Source organism: Chryseobacterium endalhagicum (assembly GCF_016745235.1).
GTDB classification, from domain to species: Bacteria; Bacteroidota; Bacteroidia; order Flavobacteriales; family Weeksellaceae; genus Chryseobacterium; species Chryseobacterium endalhagicum.
Genome location: NZ_JAELVM010000002.1, coordinates 870,027 through 893,558, shown reverse-complemented (window position 1 = coordinate 893,558; position 23,532 = coordinate 870,027). Strand labels below are relative to the sequence as shown.

The window sequence follows — 23,532 nt, the reverse complement described above, 5'->3', positions numbered from 1 at the left end:
TAAAAATATTCCTTTAAAAAGGCATAAATCATTTAGGGAACTAATCGAATCACACGGTATCCGGTGTTTACGTAAGCTCCGTTTGCTTTAGATTTTACAAACTCAAACTTGGTGGCAAGCTGGGTCTGCACTTTATTCATCTGTTTAAAGATTTCTCCTTTTTTGTTTTCTCTGGTCAGCATATCATTCACCACATCAAAACCAACGATAGCATATTTCGGAGGTGTTTTGCAGTACTTGCTTTTGTATGCTGCGAGGATTTCTTTTTCAAAATTTCCGTCGGTATTGATCTTTCTGTCCATCAGATACACAAGACTTGCCTGGCTTAATTCATCCACTTTCTTTTCGAAAACCGGAGAATAGTACATACTGAATGCTTTTACCCCCTGAACTTCTTTGGAAAGCGCGATCATTTTGTTGGCAAAAGCCTCACCTGCAGCGTCATTATCACTGGCAAGAATCGTAATAACCGGAGCAGACTGGCCTGTCATCATATTCTGATCAAGCTGGATTTCTGCCGGAGAATTCACGATAATGATATTTGGATTTTTAACGGCTTTTTCCAGACCTCCTTTGATGTAGCTGGCAATTTCTTTTTTGCTGTCTGCTACCACATAGATTTTCTGATCGGAATATACTGTTTTTACTTCTTCTACAATTTTGTCGGCATAGGTCTGATCGTTGGTTTCAACAATGATCAGGTTGCTGTAATTATATAATTCCGGGGAGTTGGCAAATGGCGCCACTACAGGAATTTTCTGATTTTTTGTAAAGTCAAGAACGTCAATAACGTTTGATTTAAAGAACGGGCCGATGATCAAATCTGTATTTTCCGGATTGATCTGCGACATTGAGTTTTTAAATGAAGCTTCATTTCCTGAATCTACAATTTTAATGTCCAGTTTCTGGCCGCCTCTTGCATTTCTTTCGATCGCCAGTTTAGCTCCGGTAAGGAAGTCCATGGCCATAGCTCTGTACTGGGTTTCGTTGGTACTGTACCCGAAAGGCAGCATCAGCACAACGCTTAATGCATCTCCGCTTTTCTTTACATACACAGGATCCTGCTTTCTGATCTTCAAAACCATTCCTGATTTCAGTCCTTTTGAAAGATCCGGGTTCAATGCGATTAATTCATCGATGGAAACCCCGAACTTATTAACAATGGAGAACACGGTATCTCCCTGCTGAACGGTATAGGTTACGTAATCATCTGCTGTAGCCGTTGTAGCCGCAGACGTAGTGGAAGATCTTTCGTTCCCTGAATCTATTTTAGTTTTCGGATTTACGGGCTCAGCCGCAGTTTCCGTATTTGATTTTTTTACTTTGATGGTTTCGCCGGGCTTTAATCCTTTTTCTTCCAATCCCGGATTTAAGGCATAAAGATCCTGCTGGCTGATTCCAAACTGTTTTGTAATTCTGTAGTAATTATCTTTCGACTGGATCACATAGGCTTCCCCTTCTGTCTGAACAGCTGCGTGGGTATCAGTATGAGTTTCCACCGGCTTAGTAGCCACCACAGGAACTGCCTGCTGATCTCCACCATATTTTTTGATACTTTCAAGCGGCAAGGTGATCTCGTCTCCTATTTTTCTCTGGTTATCCAGATCCGGATTCAGTTTTCTGAGGTCTGTTTCAGAGATACGGTATTGTTTTGTAATTCCGTAAATAGTCTGTTTAGGCTGCAGAATAATTTTTCCCACCTGAACACCTCCATAGTTTGGCTTTGCCTTTTCAACGACTGCAGGCTTGGAAACCGGCGCTGGTGTATGCTTTTCAGCCTTTACCGTCACAACGTCTCCTATGGCCAGCTTACCGTCTTTGTATTTTGGGTTCAGCTTTAACAATTCATCTACAGTTATCCCGTATTTTTTTGCAATATTATATGGATTGTCTCCTTTTACAACGGTGTGTGAGCTTTGGGCAGATACACCCAAAACCATACATAAACTGGACAGAATAAAAAACCTCTTTATCATACTCGATAATTATAATTTACAAAAATACTTCTTTAAAATTAAATGGCAACAATTATTAATTTTGATTCTTGAACCACCATTTCCTCCCAACAATTTTCAAGCCACGAATAGCCGTAATCTGAAAAGAATACACTAAAGTTGTAGACTCTTTCCTGCCATGTTTTTGAAGGATGGACATCTAAAAATAATTTTTCCAGTCTTTCAAGCAGTTCGCCCTGTTTTATTTTCTCTGCATGCAGCAGTCTTTTTTTCATTCTTTTGAATGATTTCAGCTGTCTTACTTCTTCTGCTTTCACCATATTTCCAAAGGAACGTTCGGTGGTTTCTGCAATAGCTTTCAGTTCTGAAAAGCATTTTTCCAAAAGAAGTTCTTTATCTTGAAGCATTGATAATACGCTGCTGTCTTTTAAAATTTTCTGATTGGTGAGGGCTGTAAAGTTTCCGAAGAAATCCTGAATGTTCAAATCCAGTTTTTCAATTTTCCCAACCGTTTTTTCTTTGATGAAAAGCATAGAATTCCTTGGAATCAGAATCGGGAAGGGAATATGAAGGGATTCAAAATAATCTTTAAGTTCCAGCCAGTACATGATTTCTGCGTTTCCGCCTATATAAGCCAGATTAGGAAGTACTTTTTCCTGATAAACAGGACGCATAAGAGCATTTGGACTAAATTTTTCGGGATGGCTTTCCAATTCGTTGAGAATGTCTTCCCGGGTGAAGGTTTTATCAGTATCTACAATGGTATATTTCTCCCCGTCAAAATCGATACGGTCTCTGGTTTCAGAAAGGTAGAAAAGATTAATTTCTCGTGGATTAACCTGCACTTTTCCGTATTTCTTCGTCAGAAAATCTACTTTTTCTTTTGAGTTTTTCTGTAAGCTGAAGTTCAGCAGTTCATCTTTAAAAATATCTTTGATCTGGTTTTTCAGCTCTTTGGAATCTCCATCCATAATGAGAAGGCCGAATTCAGAAAAAAGTCTGTTCACGAGGATTTTAATAGCATCTGTCAATGTATTTCCTACTTTGTACGCCTCTTTCATCATCAGGATAAGCTCTGTCCCGAATACAGAATCTTTAAATTCCTTTTCAAATTCTGAAATAAAGAAGGCATCATTGATGGTGATCCTTCCTACAGGACCTCCGGATTTTTCATTGATCTCGTAATAATTATTTTCGGTCTTAAAATGATTGATCTCTGCAAAATCGTGATCTTCCGAAGCCATCCAATACACCGGAACAAAATTGAAGTCCGGGAAGTTTTCCTTCAGATAGCTGCACGTCTTAATCGTCTGTAAAATTTTATAGACAAAGAAAACAGGGCCGGAAAAAAGATTGAGCTGATGTCCGGTAGTAATGGTGAATGTATTCTGCTGTCTGAGATTTTCCAGATTCTCTTTCTGCTTGGAAGAAAGGGTGAGGCCTGAAAGCTGCTCATCGAGTACATGGGATAAGATCTGTCTCTGATCTGATGTAAAAGAATCCTGCTTGAAATGAATCTGCTCTTTAAAGTGGTCTAAAGAGAAGGTATTGTTTTCAAATCCCTCAATTTTCTGGTTCAGAAAATCTTTTACCAGCTGAGGAATGCTTTCTATATCGTTAAATGATAATTTGTTTATTGTTTTCAACTCTGTTTGGCTTTTAGTTGAACAAATACCACACAATTCCAATGTTTAACCTGAAATCATACACCGGATAATGTGGAAATGCGTACGCTTTGTTGTTGGAAATAACGGTTCCTATCTGCTGCCCTTCAACATAGAAGAACATTTTTTTCACCTTCATATTGATATAAAGATCGGCGATAGGCTGTCCTCCTATGGAGAATGAGTCTGCTCTTGGAAGGATATATTCGTTTAAGATCGGGAAATATTCTCTTGAAGCAAATTTTGAGAAATAATACACCTTCACACCCATCTGAAGCTCTGCCGCGTCTTTAAAAGCCTTGCTCTGGAAGAAGAAATTGGCTCTTCCGATGAAGCTTGGCATAGGAAGAAGCTCCTTATTTGTCAAAGCATTCTGGAATTGCAGTCTTGTATTCAGGTGGAATTTTCCGAAGCTGAAGGTGGCATCACCTCCAATCTGGGAAATATTGAGCGGGCTGCCGCTTTGTACAGGCGCACTGTCACTGTTGAAATAAGTGTAGTTATCTATTCTGAAATAATTGGCAAAAATCTCTGTTTTAAACCATTTCAGATTAACGCTTCCGCCAATTTCAGTTACGGTCTGGTTTTTCGCGTTTTCCAGATAATAATTGAATTTATTGTAAACGGATGTATTTAAAAGGTAATTAAAGGAAGGGTAAGCACTCTGGAAATTGACTTTTGCATTGACAAAATAATCTTTCACAGGCTCAAACTTTACACTGTTGGCTGTTCTCAGATAACTTCCGAACTGGCTTCCGTTTGAAAACTCCAAAAAGGATTTCAGCTGGAATTTATCCCAAAGTTTAATCTGAAGATTTCCTACGGCTCCGATTCTGTTTTCTTTAAGCTCGCCAGGTAAAGCTGTTCCGTTTACCGTCGCTAAATCTCTTACTCCAAATTTCAGCATCTGGTAGCGTACTCCTCCATCCAGCTTGAATTTCTCATTGTTAAAAACAAGGCTTACGGTATTGCTGAAGTTGTCTGAATATTTTTTTGTAGTCAGCGGAAATCCGTTCGTCAGTTCTGAAACATTATCAAACCAATAAGGCTCTACTGATCCCTGGTTGTAAAAATATTTGTTTCCCTGATGAGAAAGGGTATGTCTTATGCTGAACGGAAATTTTTCTGAATTAAAGGGTGTAAACTGATGGCTCAGATAATATCTTCTGTAAGAATACTGAGAACTCGACGAAGCGAGCTGGACCTGAGCATTCTGTCTGTTTTTATAATTGCTGTCGCCGTTCTGAAACAGTTCATCTTCTGTGATCCCTCCACTTTCCTGATTGTTGACATTCTGGTGAAGATAATGGGCAAATAATTCATAGTTCCCGCTTTTGGAAGTATAATGCCCTGAAAACAACGTATTATTATTAGAAGCCAAAGAGTTTCTATAAAACCCCTGGGAACGCAGCCCCATATAATTAATTGCAAAATTGAATCTCTTCCCGATATTCTGTGTATAGGTAGAATTCAGGGCAGCCCCGTTCTTCATAGCTGTATGATAGACGAAGGTTGCTGTAGGTGTCTTGACGTCGTAATATTTCACGTCGTCAGCCCCTATGATCATGTATGCTTTGTTGGAAGGCAGTAAAGACAGATTCTGCTCGGGATTCACCTCATAAGACAAGGGATTGAACCCTGCCCCTATATTGGCTACCTGAGCTCTCCCGAAATTGTCTGTATTGTTATACTGGGAAAAAATATGGGTCTTATCAAAAGTAAGCACCGTATCAAAAATTTTCTTTTCAGAGAACTGGGTCTGATAGAGATAATCATTAATGGTAGGTTTAAAGATTTTCAGGGAATCTTTTTTGCCGGTGTCTATGACGAGGGTGTCTGAGGATTTCTTTTCGCCCTCTAATTTTGTAGCCTGGAAGATCTGTCCTGATAAACTATGAAATCCAAGAAGAAAAAATATAATAATTATGAAGTTTCTCATTTTAAAAAATCTGTGACAAATTTAATAAAAAAAAGGGACCTTAAAGGCCCCTTTATCATTATTAAAAGTTTGGATTGTCATCAATCTCTCTCTGAGGAATTTTGAAATACATTCTTGGATCGTTATATGGGATCGTTACGTTTTTCAAATAGAAATGGTTATCTCCTCTTGTTACTGTAGCTCTGTTTCTCTTAAGTGCCAGGTAAGATTTACCTTCACCCCAAAGCTCGATTCTTGTCTGCTTGTAGATCTCCTGTTGAAGAGCTGTACCAGAAAGCGGATCAATTAGTGCTGCAACAGTAGGGTTAGCTCCAGGAACCGGAGTAGGTGTAGGATCTATATATCTTACATCTAACAATTTTTTCATAATTGTTTTAGCTTCAGCTTCCTGTCCACTCTTCGCTAAAGTCTCAGCTGCAAGTAAATAGAATTCATCAACTCTCATATAGATATAGTCAGTAGTTACCTGTCTTTGTCCCTGAACAACTCTCTTAGGATCGTAGAATTTGTTAGTAGGAATCAAAACGCTAAACTGGAACTGAGTTTTTCTATTGTCAGTAGCACTGATAGAGTTATATAGGTTTTTATCAATTCCTTTATAATCACCAACAGATGCGTAGCTATAAGTGAATCTGTCCACTTGCCCCCACCAGCTTACTAGGTCTAATCCATTTACAACAGCAATGTCAAAGCCCCACATCCAGCTCTTCGTGTTAAGGTCGTTGAAACCTCCCTGAAGACCTGTATCTGCATTCCATACCAACTGTGCTTTAGTCGTAAGAGGGTATCCATAGTCGTTAATCACAGACTTTGCAAGAACTGCAGCTTCTGCATTTCTTCCCATAGCTGCATAAGCATAGGCTAATATACCTTTAGCAATACTCTCATCAACCATACCTTTATTAGCTCTTTGAAAGTCAGCTAAATAATCAATAGATTTTGTAAGGTCATCAATGATTAAGTTATATACCTGCTGCTGTGTAGATTTAGGAGCAGCCGGAGAATCCGGAGAAGTATACATAGGAATAGCTGGTGCTGTAGCATCAAATCCTGGCGTAAAATACTGCAACAGATAGAAGTAAGCATTTGCTCTTAATGTTTTTGCCTGCCCCATCATTTGCTTATCTTCATCAGAAGTAGGCACAGCATCATTACCTCCAAGATCTTTAATTACATCATTGGCAGCATTGATTACTTTGTAGTAATATCTCCAAGCTTTTAATGTTGTAGCACTTGTAGCATTTACCTGATCATCAGTACTTGCAATTCCGGTATACCATCCGTAAGTTACTCCTTCAAGAGCCATATCACAAGATAGCATATCTCCATAGATATCATAACTTTTTTGTCCAAAATCGTCATGGTCAAGATTTGTTCCTCCTGTACCAGTCTGCACCGCCATGATATAGATCCCGTTCAGTTTCTGCTGTGGTGTAGCAGAAGGAGCCGTTTCAGTAGGAGCCGCATCCAAAAACTCTTCCTGGCAAGATGTGGTAGTCATTAATAATGACAGCCCCATAGATGCTAATACTATAATTCTTTTCATTTTCTTAAATTTTAAAAGTTAATTTTGGCTCCGAACGTGATAGTTGATAATGGTGCATAGTTATACTGACTAGATGAACCAACTTCAGAAACCAAAGGATTGTATCCTTTTCTAGCTGTTTTAATCCAAAGATTATCTCCGGTTACAGATAGAGTTAATCCTGTAATACCCAATTGATCAAGATATTGCTTAGGTATGTTGTAAGACAATCTGATGTTATTTAAAGCCAGGTAATCTGTGCTTGTAATAAATCTGCTTGATAGAGACGCGTAGTTTCTGTCTCCTGCACGGTTAGATGATAATCTTGGAATATCAGATGCAGTGTTTGATTCATTCCATCTTCCAAGCATATCTGTATGCCAGTTGTTTCCACCAGCAACACCGTTACCCATTAAAGCGGCATATTTAGAATCATATCCGTATCCTCCTAAGCTATATAAGAACTGAACTCCCAATTCCCAAGACTTAAATCCGAAATTAAGGTTGAATGCACCACTGATATCAGGAAGCGCTGACTTACCAATATATCTTTGAGTAGCTAATGCATAGTTTTCAGTAATACCTTCCTGAATAGTAGCGTTAGGGTTGTTATGAGTATATTCTGCTAAGTTTGTAATGTTTTCATTAGCATCCATTATACCGTTACCATTCGAATCTACCCAGTTAACGAACCATTGTCCAGCACCTGTTGCATGGTTTACACCAGCCCAGTCTCTCATATAGAAATCATATATTGAGTGTCCTGCAGATCTACCGAATCCAGCTAAAGAAGTGTCAATGATTTTATCAGCACCTGTTGATGAAGATAAATCAATAGGCATTTCAGTTAGCTCATTTTTAAGTAACAAACCGTTAACTCCAAAATCAAGATAGAAATCTTTCTTGTTGATAATGTGAGCTTTTAAATCGAATTCTAAACCTCTGTTAACAAGAATACCATCATTAACTGTTTGAGTTAAGTTACCACTTGAGTTAGCAACACTCTGATTAAAGATAAGATCCGTTGTTTTCTTGTTAAAGTAATCAACGTTTAATTCAATTGCTTTATTTTTAAAGAAAGCCATCTCTAATCCCGCCTGAGCAGTAGTTGTTCTTTCCCAAGAAAGGTTTGGATAAGCCGGAGACTGATAATAAGCAGCCGGAAGTCCCATGAAGTTATCAATTGGGTAAACTCTGTATCCGTTATAGAAATTTGTACCTACAGTATCTCCTCCCTGATCACCTACACTACCGTAACTTGCTTTTACTTTTAAATATGAAAGATATTTGTTACCTTCTAAGAATTTTTCTTTAGACGCTAACCAAGATGCTCCAACGGATGCGAAAGTACCCCATCTGTTATTTAAGAATCTTGAAGAACCGTCTCTTCTAAGTGTTCCGGTAACAAAATATTTACCCTGATAGTTATAATCTAACTGCCCAAAGTAACTTTCAAGCTGATAATTCCAGATGTAAGATGACGTTAAAGCTTCACCTACCGCCTGGTTTAATTCAGGGATATAGTTAACGATATTTGGTCTTCCTGCACTTAGATATTTTCTTTCCCAAGAGTTGCTTTCGTGAGCTGCAAATGCATGCACAGAGTGATCTCCAAATTTCTTGTTGAATCTAACTAACTGAAGCCAGTTCCAAGCCATCAATTCAGTTTTCACTTTAGAGATGTATCCGTTCTGACTTGCTGCATTTCCATAGTATGGGTTATCCAACTGGTCATTGCTGCTGTTATAGTACTGCCCTCCGATTCTTGTTTCGAAACTTAAGAACTTAGTAATATCAGCTTTCCAGAAACTGTTTGCATTTAATTCATGCTTATAAGTCTTGTTCAGGTTATAGGTAGCATCAGCAACAGCGTTGGTGAAAGCACCAAATCCTCTACCGTTCTCATCACCGTAATCATACTGGTAACCTCCGTAATATGGATCTGCAACTTTGTTTCCAGCTGCATCTCTTAAGAATAACGGATAGATTGACGGCAAGTTATCTACGAACCAGAAAATACTTCCTGAATCACTTGTTTGTCCGTTTCTGTTTGCTTTTGAGTATGAATAACCGATATTAAAGTCTCCTTTTAACCAAGGTTTTGCCTGGTGAGAAACATTTAAACGTCCTGTATATCTTTCAAAGTCAGAGTTGATTGAATACCCTTTATCATTCAAATATCCAATATTTGTATAATAAGTTGTTTTTCCTTCACCTCCACTGATTGTAAAGTTGTTCTCAGTTCTCATTGAAGTCTGGAATGCATAATCTTCCCAGTTCTCCGGATCATAAATTCTTGAAACACCAGCACGGAATTTACCTGTTGAAGGATCAATTAACTGATTCCCAGGAGCATTCCACATGTTGTAATTAGCCTTTATACCTCCAGCACCAAATAATGCATTGTTTGCTGCGGTACCAGGAGCTGCACTACCTCCCAACTTAGCTTGATTGTAAAGTGCTTCCCAGCTTAACTCCGTATATTGCTCAGGAGATCTGATTACATCATATCTAGGAAGTAAGTTCATGTTGAAACCTACTTTAGATTCAATCTGAACTACTGAATGATTTGCTCTACCTTTTTTAGTATTAATAACAACAACACCATTAGCACCTCTTGCACCATAAATAGACGTAGCAGTTGCATCTTTAAGGATAACCATTGAAGCAATGTCATCCGGGTTGATTGCAGATACGTTACCAGTATAAGGCATACCATCAACAACATATAATGGGTTTCTGTTCCCATTAACTGATCCAAAACCTCTAATTCTAATTGTAGCTTCTGTACCAGGCTGACCAGATCCGTTGATAACAGTCACACCCGCAGATTCCCCAGCTAATGCCTGAGAAACTGTAGAAACACTCTTAGCATCTATTGATTTAGCATCAACTTTAGAAGCTGTACCAACATAGGTATCTTTTGGAACAGCACTATACCCTACAATCACTACTTCTTCGATATCTTTTACCGATGCGGTATCTTTTTTCGTAGTGTTTTGGGCCATTAAGGCTTGGCCTGTGAAGAACAGAACCCCAGCCGTTAATACACGTAGTTTAACATTCATATTAACAAATTTTAATATATTTAATTCGCAAATATGTTAATAAATATTAACACTCACAAGTATACCACTTACATAAGCAATATGATTCTTTTATAAATTGTTTTTAACTATTCCGTGATATAATACAGATTAAACAATTATATACACCTTTATTTGCATAAAATATTTTTTTTACACCCATGTTATTTTTTTTAACAATTTATCGCCAATGCAAAAAATATTATTTAGAATTATTATAAATTAAAGAAAAAAAATTATATCGCGAAAATCATTTCATAAAAAAATGATTTTCATGTATTTAATACCAATACGCCTGCAGTATATTTTCTTTTTAATCCCTGCATTTCTCTTATAAATCAGGAGTTCTCCAGTCCTAAAAATATCATCTCACCAATCGCTTATCCAAATTATATACTTTCTATCGTTACGGATATAAATGACATCCTTGTAAGATGTTTAATATTGTATTATTAACAAAATTTTCAATTAATTACATCCTATTTTCATAACAGACGTTAAATAAATTGAATCTCCTTAATAATTTCAAAAAAAGCTGACCAGCAGACCACTAGAATAAAACCACAAAAAAACCCACTTTTATAAAAAAGTGGGTTTGTAGTTATAGATTAAAAACTATTATTTAAGTTTTTTCTTAACGGCTACTTCTTCGTAAACCTCAAGAATATCTCCGATTTCAATATCGTTGTAACCTTTCAGATTCAGACCACATTCGTAACCTTTTGTTACTTCTCTTACATCATCTTTGAAACGTTTTAAGCTTTCCAGCTCTCCGTCAAACTTAACGATACCGTCTCTCAGCACTCTTACTTTAGAGCTTCTCGTAACTTTTCCGGAAAGAACCATACATCCTGCAATAGTTCCTACTTTAGAGATTTTGAATACTTCTCTGATCTCAACGTTACCTACTACCTGTTCTTTTATTTCAGGAGAAAGCATTCCTTCCATTGCTTCTTTAACTTCGTCAATAGCAGCATAGATTACGGAATATGTTCTGATCTCGATCTCTTCTTTCTCAGCAAGATCTTTAGCATTAGCCCCTGCTCTTACGTTAAATCCGATGATAATAGCATCAGAAGCAGTTGCTAGGTTAACGTCAGATTCAGTGATCTGTCCAACACCTTTATGAAGGATGTTTACATTGATCTCTGCTGTAGATAATCTCTGTAACTGATCGGATAATGCCTCTACGGAACCATCCACGTCACCTTTAAGGATAATATTCAATTCCTTGAACTCTCCTAATGCGATTCTTCTTCCAAGTTCTTCAAGCGTTGTATGTTTTTTCGTTCTGATTGAAAGTTCTCTTTGTAACTGCTCTCTCTTGTTGGCAATTGTTTTAGCTTCACTTTCATCTGAATATACTTTAAACTTATCACCAGCCGTAGGTGCTCCATCCAGACCTAAAATAGTAACAGGAATTGAAGGACCAGCTTCTTTAAGGTTTCTGCCTCTTTCATCAAGCATTGCTTTTACCTTACCGTGGTTTTTACCAGCTACTACATAATCTCCAACTCTTAATGTTCCTGTCTGAACCAGCATTGTAGCCACATATCCTCTTCCTTTATCCAATGAAGCTTCAATTACAACACCTTGTGCTGCTCTGTCCGGATTGGCTTTCAGATCAAGCATTTCTGCCTGAAGCAATACTTTCTCCAACAGGACATCCATATTGTTACCAAACTTTGCAGAAATTTCCTGCGCCTGAACATTTCCTCCCCATTCTTCTACAAGAATATTCATACCGGAAAGCTGCTGACGGATATTATCCGGGTTAGCATTTGGTCTGTCCACTTTGTTCAATGCAATGATCATTGGTACTCCTGCAGCCTGTGCGTGAGAAATAGCTTCTCTCGTTTGCGGCATTACATCATCATCCGCTGCAATTACAATAATTGCGATATCGGTGATCTGAGCACCTCTGGCTCTCATCGCGGTAAACGCTTCGTGACCTGGTGTATCTAAGAATGTAATTCTCTGTCCGTTTTCTAATTTTACATTGTAAGCTCCAATGTGCTGGGTAATACCTCCGGATTCACCTGCAATAACATTCGTTTTTCTAACGTAGTCAAGCAATGATGTTTTACCGTGGTCAACGTGACCCATTACCGTTACAATTGGTGCTCTAGGAGAAAGATCCTCCTCAGTATCCATATCTTCTTCAGCATCTACTTCTTCAAGATCAGCATCTGAGAATTCAATTTTATAACCAAACTCATCCGCTACCAATAATAAGGTATCAGCTTCCAGTCTTTGGTTCATGGTTACCATTACTCCAAGAGAGAAACAAGCAGAGATAACTTCTGTAGGCGAAACATTCATTAAGCTGGCCAATTCACCTACTGTGATGAATTCGGTTACTTTTAATGTTCTGTCCTGCGCATCAATTTCCTGCTGGCGTTCGTCCTGCTCTCTACGGTAGGTTCTTTTATCTTTTCTGTGTTTCGCAGATTTAGATTTACCTCCTTTGTTAGTCAGTTTTTCAAGGGTTTCCTTGATCTGGTTTTTAACCTGCTCATCTGTAAGTTCTACAGGCATGGTTCTTTGCCCCGGTCTGTTGTTTCCAGCACCCGGACCTTTTTTGAATCCACCTCCCTGACCTGGCGGACGGTTCCCCTGGTTGTTTCCAAAACGGTTACCACCCTGGCCACCTTGACCCGGCGGACGGTTTCCTCCAGGACCTCCCTGACCTTGCGGACGGTTTCCACCTGGACCCCCTTGTCCCTGAGGACGGTTTTGGCCACCTTGGTTATTATTATTGTTTCCGGAGTTTTGATTGTTCCCTTGTCCCTGTTGACCCGGGCCGCCTGGTTTTTCAATTCTCTTTCTTTTTTTCTTGGCGCCAGAACCGGGTTTTGGTGCAAACTGCGTTAAATCTATCTTTTCACCAACGATCTTAGGACCATCCAGTTTCTGATAAACAGTTTCTATTTTCTGAGGTTCCTGAGATTCAGGCTCAGCTGGTGTTTGAGGCACTGCTGGTTTTTCAGCAACAGGCTCGGGCTGCTTTGGAGTTTCTTTCACAGGTTCTGCCGGTTTTTCCTCTTCTTTTTTCTCCTCCATTTTGGGTTTATCTTTTTTTACAGGTCTATTTCTAGATTCTATTTGGGACAGATCTATTTTGTCCAGAACTTTGAATTCCTGCTTTTCGGGAGCAGCTTTCACTTCTGGTTCAGCCACCACTTCTTCCTTCTTCTCTTCAACCGGTTCTGCCACGGGCACTGGTGCAGGGGTTACTGCTGCAGGTACCTCTTCCACTTCAGGAGTTTTAGGCTCAAGATCTATTTTGCCTAAAATTCTGGTTTCTGGTTTGTTTGCTTTAGCTCTTATTACTTCAGGGGTTTTCTTTTCTTCAATTTCCAGTTTTTCTTCCGGAACTTTCGTGATCACCACCTCATGGGAAGCCTTTCGCTGTTCACCGTCTTTGGCAAACTCAGCCTCCAATGCAGAATATGCCGCTTCTTCTAATTGAGCGTTAGGATTGTTTTCAACCTCGAAATCCTTTGACTGTAAAAATTCTACTAATCTGGACATCGAAATGTTGAATTCCTTAACCGCTTTATTTAATCTTATTTTTGGCATCTATATTATTTACTGTTTTTTAATTCTTAAAATTAAAGTATTTCTTTTTTACTGTTTTATTAAAATTTATAAAAATCTTAATCTTCAAATTCTTCTCTTAGAATACGTTTTACATCTTCGATAGTTTCTTCTTCAAGATCTACCATATTTAAAAGACTTTCGGTATCCTTATCCAATACTGATTTTGCAGTAGTAAGTCCTACTTTTCTAAATTCATCCAAAATCCACTGCTCGATATCATCATTAAATTCTCTTAATTCAACATCGTCATCCTCACTGGACTCTCTGTATACATCAATTTCATATCCCGTTAACCACGAAGCCAGTCTGATATTCTGCCCCTGTTTCCCGATTACTTTGGAAATCTCTTCAACAGGAGTATACACTAAGGCATAGCTTGCATCCTCGTTGATGTCAATTTTGTTGATGGTAACATTTCCTAAAGCTCTCTTAACTAAAATTTCAGGGTTTTTAGACCACTGAATAACATCGATGTTTTCATTTCTCAACTCTCTTACAACGCCGTGAATTCTTGATCCCTTCACCCCCACACAGGCTCCCACAGGATCTATTCTGTCATCATAAGCATCTACTGCGATCTTCGCCTTCTCACCAGGAATTCTTACTACTTTTTTCAGCATAATCGTTCCATCCTGGATTTCAGGAATTTCCAGCTCTAATAATTTCTCAAGGAATTTAGGTGCAGTTCTGGAAATAATAATCTGCGGCTTTGAACCTTTAAAATCTACTGTTTCAACAATAGCTCTGATATTTTCGCCCTTTTTAAAGAAGTCGGACGGGATCTGGTTTTCTTTTGGCAAAATGAATTCGTTCCCCTCATCATCCAATAGGATCACATGCTTGTGACGGATGTGGTGAATTTCTCCAATTACAATTTCCCCGATCTTGTCTCTGAACTGCTCATAAAGCATTGCATTATTATGCTCCTGAAGTTTTGTAGCCAGGATCTGCTTTAAGGTAAGGATATTCCTTCTTCCCAATTGGGCAACCGGAATTTCCATGGTAAAGTCTTCCCCTACTTCAAAAGTAGGATCAATTTTCTTTGCTTCAGAAAGCTCGATTTCCAGATCATCATCTTCAGACATTTCGTCCTCTACAATCGTTTTATTTAAAAATATCTGAAAATCTCCTTTATCAGGGTTCACAATTACATCAAAATGATCATCTGAATCAAATCTTTTTCTCAAAAGGGTCTTCAGTGAATCTTCAATAATTGCCATAAGATCAATCTTACTGATCCCTTTTTCGTCTTTAAAATCACCAAAGGATTCAATCAACGCTATATTATCCATCTATTCTTTTTTTCTTTTAAAATTTAATTACTACTAACGCTTTTTTTATCTCAGAGTAAGGAATTTCCTTTTCCTCCTCCACATCCACTTTACCTTTTCCGATATCTTTCGGTTTCCGGTAGCGTAAAATAAGTGTGATCTTCTCGTCATCCACTTTGGCAAGCTCGGCTTCAATTCTGGTATCATCACTCAGCATCACTTCAATCTCCCGCCCGATATTTTTCCTGAACTGTCTGGGAGCTGAAAGAGGCTCACTCAGTCCTGCGGACATTACCTGAAGACTAAAATCATGTTCTTCACGATCCATATTAAATTCTATGGCACGGCTTGCATCCAGGCAGTCCTGAAGGGTCACCCCGTTGTCACCATCCAGAATTACAGTAATATCATCTCCTGCAGAAATTTTCAGATCTACAAGAAACAAATCTTCCCTGTTTTCAAGGAATTCGTTTAATAATTCTTCAATTCTTTTTCTAAACTCCATACATTAATTGTCTTGATTTACCAGTACGAAAAAAGGCTTTCTTCCGAAGCCTTCCCATTTTTTCCTGTAAATCCACTGCAAATATACGCATTTTTTCTAAAAAAGCAAAATCTACTTCGTTATCAAGTAAATACCCTATTTTTTATTAAAGTTATTTGATCAGGGTGAAGGAGATTAAGATAATGGGTCTGGAAGTTACGGGATACGGGGTTCGAGAGTTTGAGAGTTGGAGAGGGATAGAGTAACGAGTTATTTTTTTCTGTTACAGGTTAAATCGCATTGATCATTATTAACTCGCACATTATTGAATTCAAATCTCTCATGTCTGAAATCTGATATCTAACATCTTAATTCATCATTCCCATTTCTCAACCTTAACCTTAACCTTAACCTTAACCTTAACCTTAACCTTAACCTTAACCTAAAATCCTCATGCCCGGCATCTGAAATCCAACATCTTTACACCTTCAAACTCAGGTTAAAGTAAATTAAAGAAGCGGGTGAAAGTATTTTTATTATTTTTGTCTACGAATTTAAAAACAGACATTTTGAATATAACAATTGTAGGAACAGGTTATGTAGGGCTGGTAACAGGTACTACCCTGGCAGAACTTGGCAATTCAGTATACTGTGTTGACATTGATGAAAAGAAAGTAGAAGGTATGAAAAACGGCGTAGTTCCCATCTATGAGCCGAACCTTGAAGAAATGTTTTTGAGAAACATTCAATCTGAAAGATTATTTTTCACCACCAATCTTAAAGAAGCTTTGGACAAAAGCGAAGTGATTTATCTGGCGCTGCCTACTCCTCCGGGGGAAGACGGTTCTGCAGATCTTTCATACGTTATTCAGGTAGCCAATAATATTGGTGAAATGATGACGGAATATAAAGTCATTGTCAATAAAAGTACCGTTCCGGTAGGAACTGCTGACAAAGTAAGAGAAGTAATTGCTTCCAAAACAAACATTCCGTTTGATGTAGTTTCCAATCCTGAATTTTTAAGAGAAGGTTTTGCCGTGGAAGATTCCATGAATCCTTCCAGAGTAGTGGTAGGAGCCAGCTCCGAAAAAGCCCAGAACATTATGGCTAAAATTTACCAGCCATTTACGAATACAGGAATTCCTATTATCTTTATGGATGAAAAATCATCGGAACTTACAAAATATGCAGCGAATTCATTTCTGGCCGTGAAAATCACATTCATGAATGAAATTGCGAATTACTGTGAAAAAGTAGGTGCTGATGTAGATAAAGTAAGATTAGGAATGGGTAGTGATGACCGTATTGGCCACAGATTTCTGTTTCCGGGAATCGGATATGGCGGAAGCTGTTTCCCTAAGGATGTAAAAGCTCTTATAAAATCAGGAATACAGGAAGATTTCAACTTCCAGATCCTTGAAGCAACGGAGAAAGTAAATACGGCTCAGAAAGTGATTCTGGTTTCAGAAATTGAAAAATATTTCGGTGGAAGCATCAAAGGAAAGAAAATTGCGATGTGGGGACTTGCTTTTAAAGCCAATACAGATGACATCCGCGAAGCCTCTTCTCTGGACAATATTGCCCTGTTATTGGAAAAGGGTGCAGAAATTGCTGCGTATGATGCTGTGGCGGAAAATAATGTACAGAAACTTATCGGTGACAAGATTCAGTATGCAAAAGGAATGTACGATGCTCTTGAAGATGCAGATGCCTTATTCATTGCTACGGAATGGCCTGAGTTCAAAAACCCTAACTTTGAACTGATGGCAAAGAAAATGAAAAATAAAGTCATTTTCGACGGAAGAAATATGTACCCGCTGGAAATCCCTGAACAGAATGGATTCCATTATAAAAGTATAGGAAGAAAGACCATAGAAAATTAATAGATGAAAAATATAATTATTACCGGAGGAGCCGGATTCATAGGTTCTCATGTTGTAAGGGAGTTTGTAAAAAACAACCCAGAGGCTACCATCATTAATCTTGATGCTCTTACTTATGCAGGAAATTTAGAAAACCTGAAGGACATTGAAAATGAACCCAATTACGTTTTCGAAAAGGCAGACATTACAAAACCGGAAGAATTAAGAAGGGTTTTCGAAAAATATAATCCTGATGCTGTAGTGCATCTGGCTGCAGAAAGCCATGTAGACAGAAGCATCACCGATCCGATGGCGTTTATCAATACGAATGTAAACGGAACCGCCAATCTTCTTAATTTATGCAAGGAATTCTGGACTTTAAACCCGAATCACACGCACGGCAGATTCCCGGCTGAGAAAAGAACAAATTTATTCTACCATGTTTCTACAGACGAAGTATACGGAAGTCTTGGCGAAACAGGATTTTTCCTGGAAACGACCGCTTATGATCCGCAGTCACCCTATTCCGCATCAAAAGCTGCTTCCGACCATTTGGTAAGAGCTTACGGAAATACGTACGGAATGCCGTTCATTGTTTCCAACTGTTCCAACAACTACGGGCCGAACCATTTCCCTGAAAAGTTGATCCCTCTTTGCATTTCCAATATTATTAATGAAAAACCATTGCCTATTTACGGAGATGGAAAATATACGAGAGACTGGCTGTTTGTGATAGATCACGCAAGAGCCATCCATCAGATCTTTAATGAAGCAAAAACGGGTGAAACCTACAATATCGGCGGCTTCAACGAGTGGCAGAATATTGACCTTGTTAAAGAACTTATCAAACAGATGGATGCCAAACTTGGAAAACCGGAAGGGTATTCTGAAAAGCTGATCACATTCGTAAAAGACAGACCTGGTCACGATAAACGTTATGCTATCGACGCAGATAAACTGAATAAAAATTTAGGTTGGAAACCGTCTGTAACGTTCGAGGAAGGCTTAGGAAAAACCATTGACTGGTACCTTGAAAACAAGGAGTGGCTGGAAAATGTAACCAGCGGCGACTACCAGAAATATTACGAAAATCAGTACAATTAAGATCATCATGAAGCACATTCTTCTGTTGTTTTCCTTCGTGTTTTTCTCTCTGGCAGAGGCGCAGGTACCTCCACCTCCTGCAACGGCTAATGTAACCCAACAAAAGCTCATCAATGAATTCATGGAGGTTTCCCATTACAAGGAAGCACTGATTAACTATGCCAAGGATTATCTTGACGGCAGAAGATTTGACTATGATGCAGATCCTCCAAAGGAACTGTTTACAGAAGAACAGGCCCGCTCCATTATAGATCATTTTGACTTTGAAAAATTAAGATTTTCATTACAGAGCGCTCTTTCCTTTATCCCGGAGGAAAATTTAAAAGCATTGATCCAATTCTACAAAGGCTTAAACGGCAAACTCACAAAAGACAACTCTATCCTCTTAATGAGCCCGGTCATTGATCTGAATATTAAGAATCAAATGAGCTACGCCATAGAAAACATAAACAAACAAAAATGAAAGGAATCATATTAGCCGGAGGATCCGGAACCAGACTTTACCCTCTTACCATTGCCGTAAGCAAGCAGCTGATGCCTGTTTATGACAAACCCATGATCTATTATCCTCTTTCCACTTTACTGCTGGCAGGAATCAAAGATATTCTGATCATTACCACACCACACGACCAACCCGGGTTTATCAAACTTCTGGGTGACGGGTCTCAGATAGGATGCAATATAGAATATGTGGTACAACCAAGTCCAGACGGGCTTGCGCAGGCTTTCATCCTGGGCGAAAATTTTATCGGAAACGACCCTGCCGCATTGGTATTGGGTGATAATATTTTCTACGGATCTGAAATGGGCACCCTGCTGAAAAACAAAACCAATCCTGACGGCGGTGTAGTTTTCGCTTACCATGTTTCGGACCCGGAACGATATGGTGTTGTAGAATTTGACGATGATTTCAAGGCCATATCTATTGAAGAAAAACCTTTACAGCCAAAATCAAACTATGCAGTTCCCGGACTTTATTTTTATGATAATGAAGTGGTGGAAATTGCTAAAAACATCCAGCCTTCTGCAAGAGGCGAGCTGGAAATTACGGATGTGAACAATGTGTATTTAAGCAGAGGAAAACTTGAAGTAGGCGTTCTGGACAGAGGAACAGCATGGCTGGACACCGGAACTTTTGATTCCCTGAATGACGCTTCCGAATTTGTGAGCGTTATTGAAAAAAGACAGGGCTTCAAGATTGGATGCATTGAGGAAATTGCTTTCAGAAATAAATTCATCAACGAGGAAAAACTGCTGGAAACTGCTGAGAAATATGGCAAAAGCGGCTATGGTGAATACTTGAAGAAGCTTGTTAAAAAATAATATTATTGTATTATAAATTGTAAAACTATTGGCTTCAGAGTCAATAGTTTTTTTCATATAAACCCACCTTGTGTTTCTCATCATCTGCCGTAAATTTCTGATGTGGATTTTTATTCGATGGTACACAATATGAACAGATTCTTTACGATAGTAATTTTATAATTAACTTTGGGGACTTTAAAGAATTATTTAGAAACATTAATGGAATACAATACACCACAAATCATCACCTTCGATAAAATAGGATCATCCCAGCTGGGCTATATTACCATAGCCGAAACACAGAAGAATGTTCCTTTTGAGATACAGCGTGTTTACTGGACGTACTACACACCTCACGATGTGACAAGAGGAGGACATGCCCATAAGGAGCTGCAGCAGATGATATTCGCCGTATCCGGAACTATTATTTTCAATACGGAGGACAAAGACGGCAACAAAGAAACTTTTACGCTGGACCATCCTACAAAAGGTTTATATATTCCCAAACTGGTATGGAGAGATATTCAGTTTTCACACAACGCGGTGCTGCTGTGTCTGGCTTCAGAGATCTATGATGAGGCAGACTATTTCAGAGATTTTGAAAGTTTTAAAGAAGCAGTGGGTCAACAATAAATTTTCAGACTTTTTATAAAGGTTTTTAATATAAATAACAGAAAATGCTAATTGATTATAAAGGAATAAAACTAAGATTTGTTGAAACCGACGATGCAGAATTTATCGTGTCGATCAGAAATAATGAAAAAAAATCCAGATTTATTTCAAAGACTTCTCCTGATGTAGAGGCACAGAAACAATGGATCACGAACTATAAAGAGCGTGAACAGCAGCAAAAGGAGTATTATTTTATCGCATCTGACGACAATGAAGATTTTGCGACGTACAGAGTGTACAAAATAGATTCCGGGCTGCCCGAAATAGGAAGCTGGGTTTCCAAACCGGAGTATTCGAATGTTAAAAACTCAATAAAAGTGGATGTTGCCGTGAAAGATTTTGTTCTGAATGAATTGAATTTCGACACCATCCAGTTTGAAGTCCGAAAACAGAATACTTCCGTCAACAGTTATCACAAACTTTTTCAGCCGGAACTGATCCGTACTGATGAGGAAAATAATTTTTATCTGTTAAAAAAAGAAACGTTTAACAGAATACTTCCGGATATCCTTAAAAAATTTAAAATATAATCTTATGTCAATCAACGAATTTATCAAAAACTTCCAGGGACAACTGGAAAATACAGATACCGTAATAGAACCTGAAACAGCGTACAGCCAGGAAAGCTACTGGGATTCTCTTACCGCAATGGTTATAAAAGTAATGATAGAAGATGAATACGGCGTAGATATTGAACCTGAACAGATTACTTCATTCAAAGATATCAACGAACTTTATTCTTTTATTGTTGCGAAAAAACAATAAATAATAAACAATGGCTTTTATAAAACATATTTCAACCTATATTCCTGAAAAGGTTATTTCCAACGAGGAAATTTCGGAAAAATTCCCTGACTGGGACAGTGATAAGATTCTTGAAAAAATAGGGATCAGAAACAGGAATATCACCGGAGATGATGAATTTACCTCAGACATTGCTGTAAAAGCACTCAATAGACTCGCTGAGGAATACGGGATTGATAAATCTACAATAGATTACCTGATTGTCTGTACCCAGAGCCCGGATTATTTCCTTCCGGCTACCGCGTGTATCGTTCAGTCCATGGCAGGTTTAAATACCAGCTGCGGCGCTATAGATATCAATCAGGGATGCTCGGGCTATATTTACGGATTATCTCTGGCTAATGCTCTTGTAGATGCTAAAATGATGAAGAATGTGGTTCTGATTACTGCAGAAACCTATTCAAAACATATTCATGAAGGAGACAAGGGAAATATCAGTCTTTTTGGGGACGCGGCCACCGCTACCCTGATCTCTGCAGACGGAGATTTTGAGATCCTGAAGTTTTCGGTAGGAACAGACGGAGAAGGTGCTAAAAACCTCATCGTTAAAAACGGTGCTGCCAGAAATAAAAAGACCGATGACAAAGAAGATAAAGACAACTACCTTCATATGAACGGTCCCAAGATTTTTGATTTCACGTCCAAAGCCATTCCCGGCCTTGTAGAAGAAAACTTAAAACTCAACGGATTTGAAAAAAGTGATGTTGACACCTTTATTTTCCATCAGGCCAATACCTTCATGCTGGATTTTTTAAGAAAAAGGATCAATATTCCGCAGGAGCATTTCGTCATCGATATGCTGGATTACGGCAACACCGTATCTTCCACCATTCCCATTGCCTTTAAAAATTCATTCACCACAAGAGATTCCAAAAATGTAATGCTTGTTGGTTTTGGTGTAGGATATTCCTGGGGAGCAGTCTGTTTAAGAAAAAAATAATTGAGCGTAAAAATAATAGTATTATGATAAAATTCCTTGATCTCCAAAAGGTCAATTTACAGCATCAGGAGGAAATTGAAAGCAAGCTTTTAAGTGTTTTCCGTAGCGGATGGTATCTGTTGGGAAGTGAACTTAAAAATTTTGAAACCAACCTGGCATCATATATCGGCTCAGAATACGCTCTGGGAGTTGCCAACGGACTGGACGCCCTTCGTCTTATTTTCCGAGCTTATATTGAACTGGGATTCATGAAAGCCGGTGATGAAGTTCTGGTACCGGCCAACACGTATATTGCATCTGTTCTGGCTTTATCAGACAATGGACTGATTCCTGTATTTGTAGAACCGGATGCCAATACGTACAATATTGACATTTCAAAAATTGAAGAAAAACTCACTCCAAAAACAAAAGCGATCCTGATTGTTCACCTTCAGGGAAGAATCGTTTTTTCAGAGGAGCTTAAAAATATAGCTCAAAAGCATAACTTAAAGATCGTAGAAGATAATGCACAGGCCATCGGGGCAGAATGGAACGGCATTAAATCAGGAAACCTTGGTGATGCGGCAGGATTCAGCTTTTATCCCGGGAAAAATCTTGGTGCGTTAGGTGATGCGGGAGCTGTAACTACAAACGATAAGGAATTGTTTGAAGCCATCCGTGCCATAGCCAATTACGGTTCAAACCAGAAGTATGTGAATATTTATAAAGGCTTAAACTCAAGGCTTGATGAAATTCAGGCTGCGGTTTTAGATGTAAAACTGAAATACATCGGCCACGAAAACGGAACCAGAAGAGAAATTGCCAAAAGATTCATCGCAGAAATCAATAATCCAAAGATTATCCTTCCTGAAAATCCGGCGGACGAAAATGAACATGTATGGCATGTCTTTGTGATCAGAACTGAAAAAAGGGATGAGCTTCAGGCTTATTTAACGGAAAAAGGGATCAGTACCATTATCCACTATCCTATTCCGCCTCATAAGCAGGAAGCGTATAAGGAATACGGAGATCTTTCGTTTCCTATTACTGAAAAAATGCATGAAGAAGTACTGAGTCTTCCTATATCTTCTGTTTTGGAAGAAGAAGAAATTCAGGCTATTATCAAAGCCGTTAACGAATTTTAATATCAAAGGATGACTACTTTCAGCGCCGTTACGATTTTCCCTCAGATCAACGGAAGCAGAAGTATGAATTCTAAATAATTTGTTAACAAACAACAAAACTTATTATAAATTTCAGGGGCTATTGGCTTTATAGCTGATAGTTCCTTGTTCATAATAACAAATATTAATATATTAGTTCTTGTTTTCGGTTTTAT

Annotated in this window: 17 protein-coding genes; 9 read left to right on the top strand and 8 right to left on the bottom strand. The window is 38.4% G+C overall.

Annotated elements, in window-relative coordinates:
* Positions 1-32 precede the first annotated feature (32 nt).
* From JET18_RS14305 to rimP, 8 genes are all read right to left on the bottom strand, one after another.
* Entirely contained in the window at positions 33-1,976 is a 1,944-nt protein-coding gene (locus JET18_RS14305) for an amino acid ABC transporter substrate-binding protein (RefSeq protein WP_202092139.1), read from the bottom strand.
* Between the two features lie 38 nt (positions 1,977-2,014).
* A complete protein-coding gene (bshC, locus tag JET18_RS14300; RefSeq protein WP_202092137.1) occupies positions 2,015-3,601 on the bottom strand; it encodes a bacillithiol biosynthesis cysteine-adding enzyme BshC in 1,587 nt (528 codons plus the stop codon).
* A 13-nt stretch (positions 3,602-3,614) separates the two neighbouring features.
* Positions 3,615-5,558 (bottom strand): putative porin, encoded by a 1,944-nt coding sequence (locus JET18_RS14295; RefSeq protein ID WP_202092135.1) that lies wholly within the window; start codon positions 5,556-5,558, stop codon positions 3,615-3,617.
* A gap of 61 nt (positions 5,559-5,619) precedes the next feature.
* Positions 5,620-7,104 (bottom strand): RagB/SusD family nutrient uptake outer membrane protein, encoded by a 1,485-nt coding sequence (locus JET18_RS14290; protein ID WP_202092133.1) that lies wholly within the window; start codon positions 7,102-7,104, stop codon positions 5,620-5,622.
* A gap of 11 nt (positions 7,105-7,115) precedes the next feature.
* Positions 7,116-10,151: a SusC/RagA family TonB-linked outer membrane protein gene (locus JET18_RS14285; RefSeq protein WP_202092131.1), complete on the bottom strand. Its 3,036-nt coding sequence runs from the start codon at positions 10,149-10,151 to the stop codon at positions 7,116-7,118.
* 636 nt (positions 10,152-10,787) lie between these two features.
* Positions 10,788-13,751 carry a translation initiation factor IF-2 gene (gene infB / locus JET18_RS14280; protein ID WP_202092128.1) on the bottom strand — a complete coding sequence of 988 codons (2,964 nt, stop codon included), beginning with the start codon at positions 13,749-13,751 and terminating at the stop codon, positions 10,788-10,790.
* A 77-nt stretch (positions 13,752-13,828) separates the two neighbouring features.
* Entirely contained in the window at positions 13,829-15,064 is a 1,236-nt protein-coding gene (gene nusA, locus JET18_RS14275; protein ID WP_080777708.1) for a transcription termination factor NusA, read from the bottom strand.
* Positions 15,065-15,080: 16 nt separating this feature from the next.
* Positions 15,081-15,548, bottom strand: coding sequence for a ribosome assembly cofactor RimP (rimP, locus tag JET18_RS14270; protein ID WP_202092126.1), 468 nt, complete (start codon positions 15,546-15,548; stop codon positions 15,081-15,083).
* 548 nt (positions 15,549-16,096) lie between these two features.
* On the opposite strand from rimP, the gene JET18_RS14265 reads away from it, so the two are divergent.
* From JET18_RS14265 to JET18_RS14225, 9 genes are all read left to right on the top strand, one after another.
* On the top strand, positions 16,097-17,410 hold the full coding sequence (locus JET18_RS14265) for a UDP-glucose dehydrogenase family protein (RefSeq protein ID WP_202092124.1): 1,314 nt from the start codon (positions 16,097-16,099) through the stop codon (positions 17,408-17,410).
* A gap of 3 nt (positions 17,411-17,413) precedes the next feature.
* Positions 17,414-18,493: a dTDP-glucose 4,6-dehydratase gene (gene rfbB, locus JET18_RS14260; RefSeq protein WP_202092122.1), complete on the top strand. Its 1,080-nt coding sequence runs from the start codon at positions 17,414-17,416 to the stop codon at positions 18,491-18,493.
* A 7-nt stretch (positions 18,494-18,500) separates the two neighbouring features.
* Complete coding sequence (locus JET18_RS14255; protein WP_202092120.1) at positions 18,501-18,956, top strand: hypothetical protein; 456 nt, start codon at positions 18,501-18,503, stop codon at positions 18,954-18,956.
* Positions 18,953-19,816, top strand: a complete 864-nt coding sequence (gene rfbA / locus JET18_RS14250) for a glucose-1-phosphate thymidylyltransferase RfbA (protein ID WP_202092118.1) — start codon at positions 18,953-18,955, stop codon at positions 19,814-19,816. Before JET18_RS14255 ends, rfbA begins: the two co-directional genes overlap by 4 nt.
* A gap of 201 nt (positions 19,817-20,017) precedes the next feature.
* Complete coding sequence (locus JET18_RS14245) at positions 20,018-20,431, top strand: sugar 3,4-ketoisomerase (RefSeq protein ID WP_202092116.1); 414 nt, start codon at positions 20,018-20,020, stop codon at positions 20,429-20,431.
* Between the two features lie 44 nt (positions 20,432-20,475).
* Positions 20,476-21,000: a GNAT family N-acetyltransferase gene (locus JET18_RS14240; protein WP_202092114.1), complete on the top strand. Its 525-nt coding sequence runs from the start codon at positions 20,476-20,478 to the stop codon at positions 20,998-21,000.
* Between the two features lie 4 nt (positions 21,001-21,004).
* Positions 21,005-21,235 (top strand): acyl carrier protein, encoded by a 231-nt coding sequence (locus JET18_RS14235; protein ID WP_202092112.1) that lies wholly within the window; start codon positions 21,005-21,007, stop codon positions 21,233-21,235.
* A 10-nt stretch (positions 21,236-21,245) separates the two neighbouring features.
* Positions 21,246-22,214, top strand: coding sequence for a ketoacyl-ACP synthase III (locus tag JET18_RS14230; protein ID WP_202092110.1), 969 nt, complete (start codon positions 21,246-21,248; stop codon positions 22,212-22,214).
* Positions 22,215-22,237: 23 nt separating this feature from the next.
* On the top strand, positions 22,238-23,338 hold the full coding sequence (locus tag JET18_RS14225; RefSeq protein WP_202092108.1) for a DegT/DnrJ/EryC1/StrS family aminotransferase: 1,101 nt from the start codon (positions 22,238-22,240) through the stop codon (positions 23,336-23,338).
* The last annotated feature ends 194 nt before the right edge of the window (positions 23,339-23,532 follow it).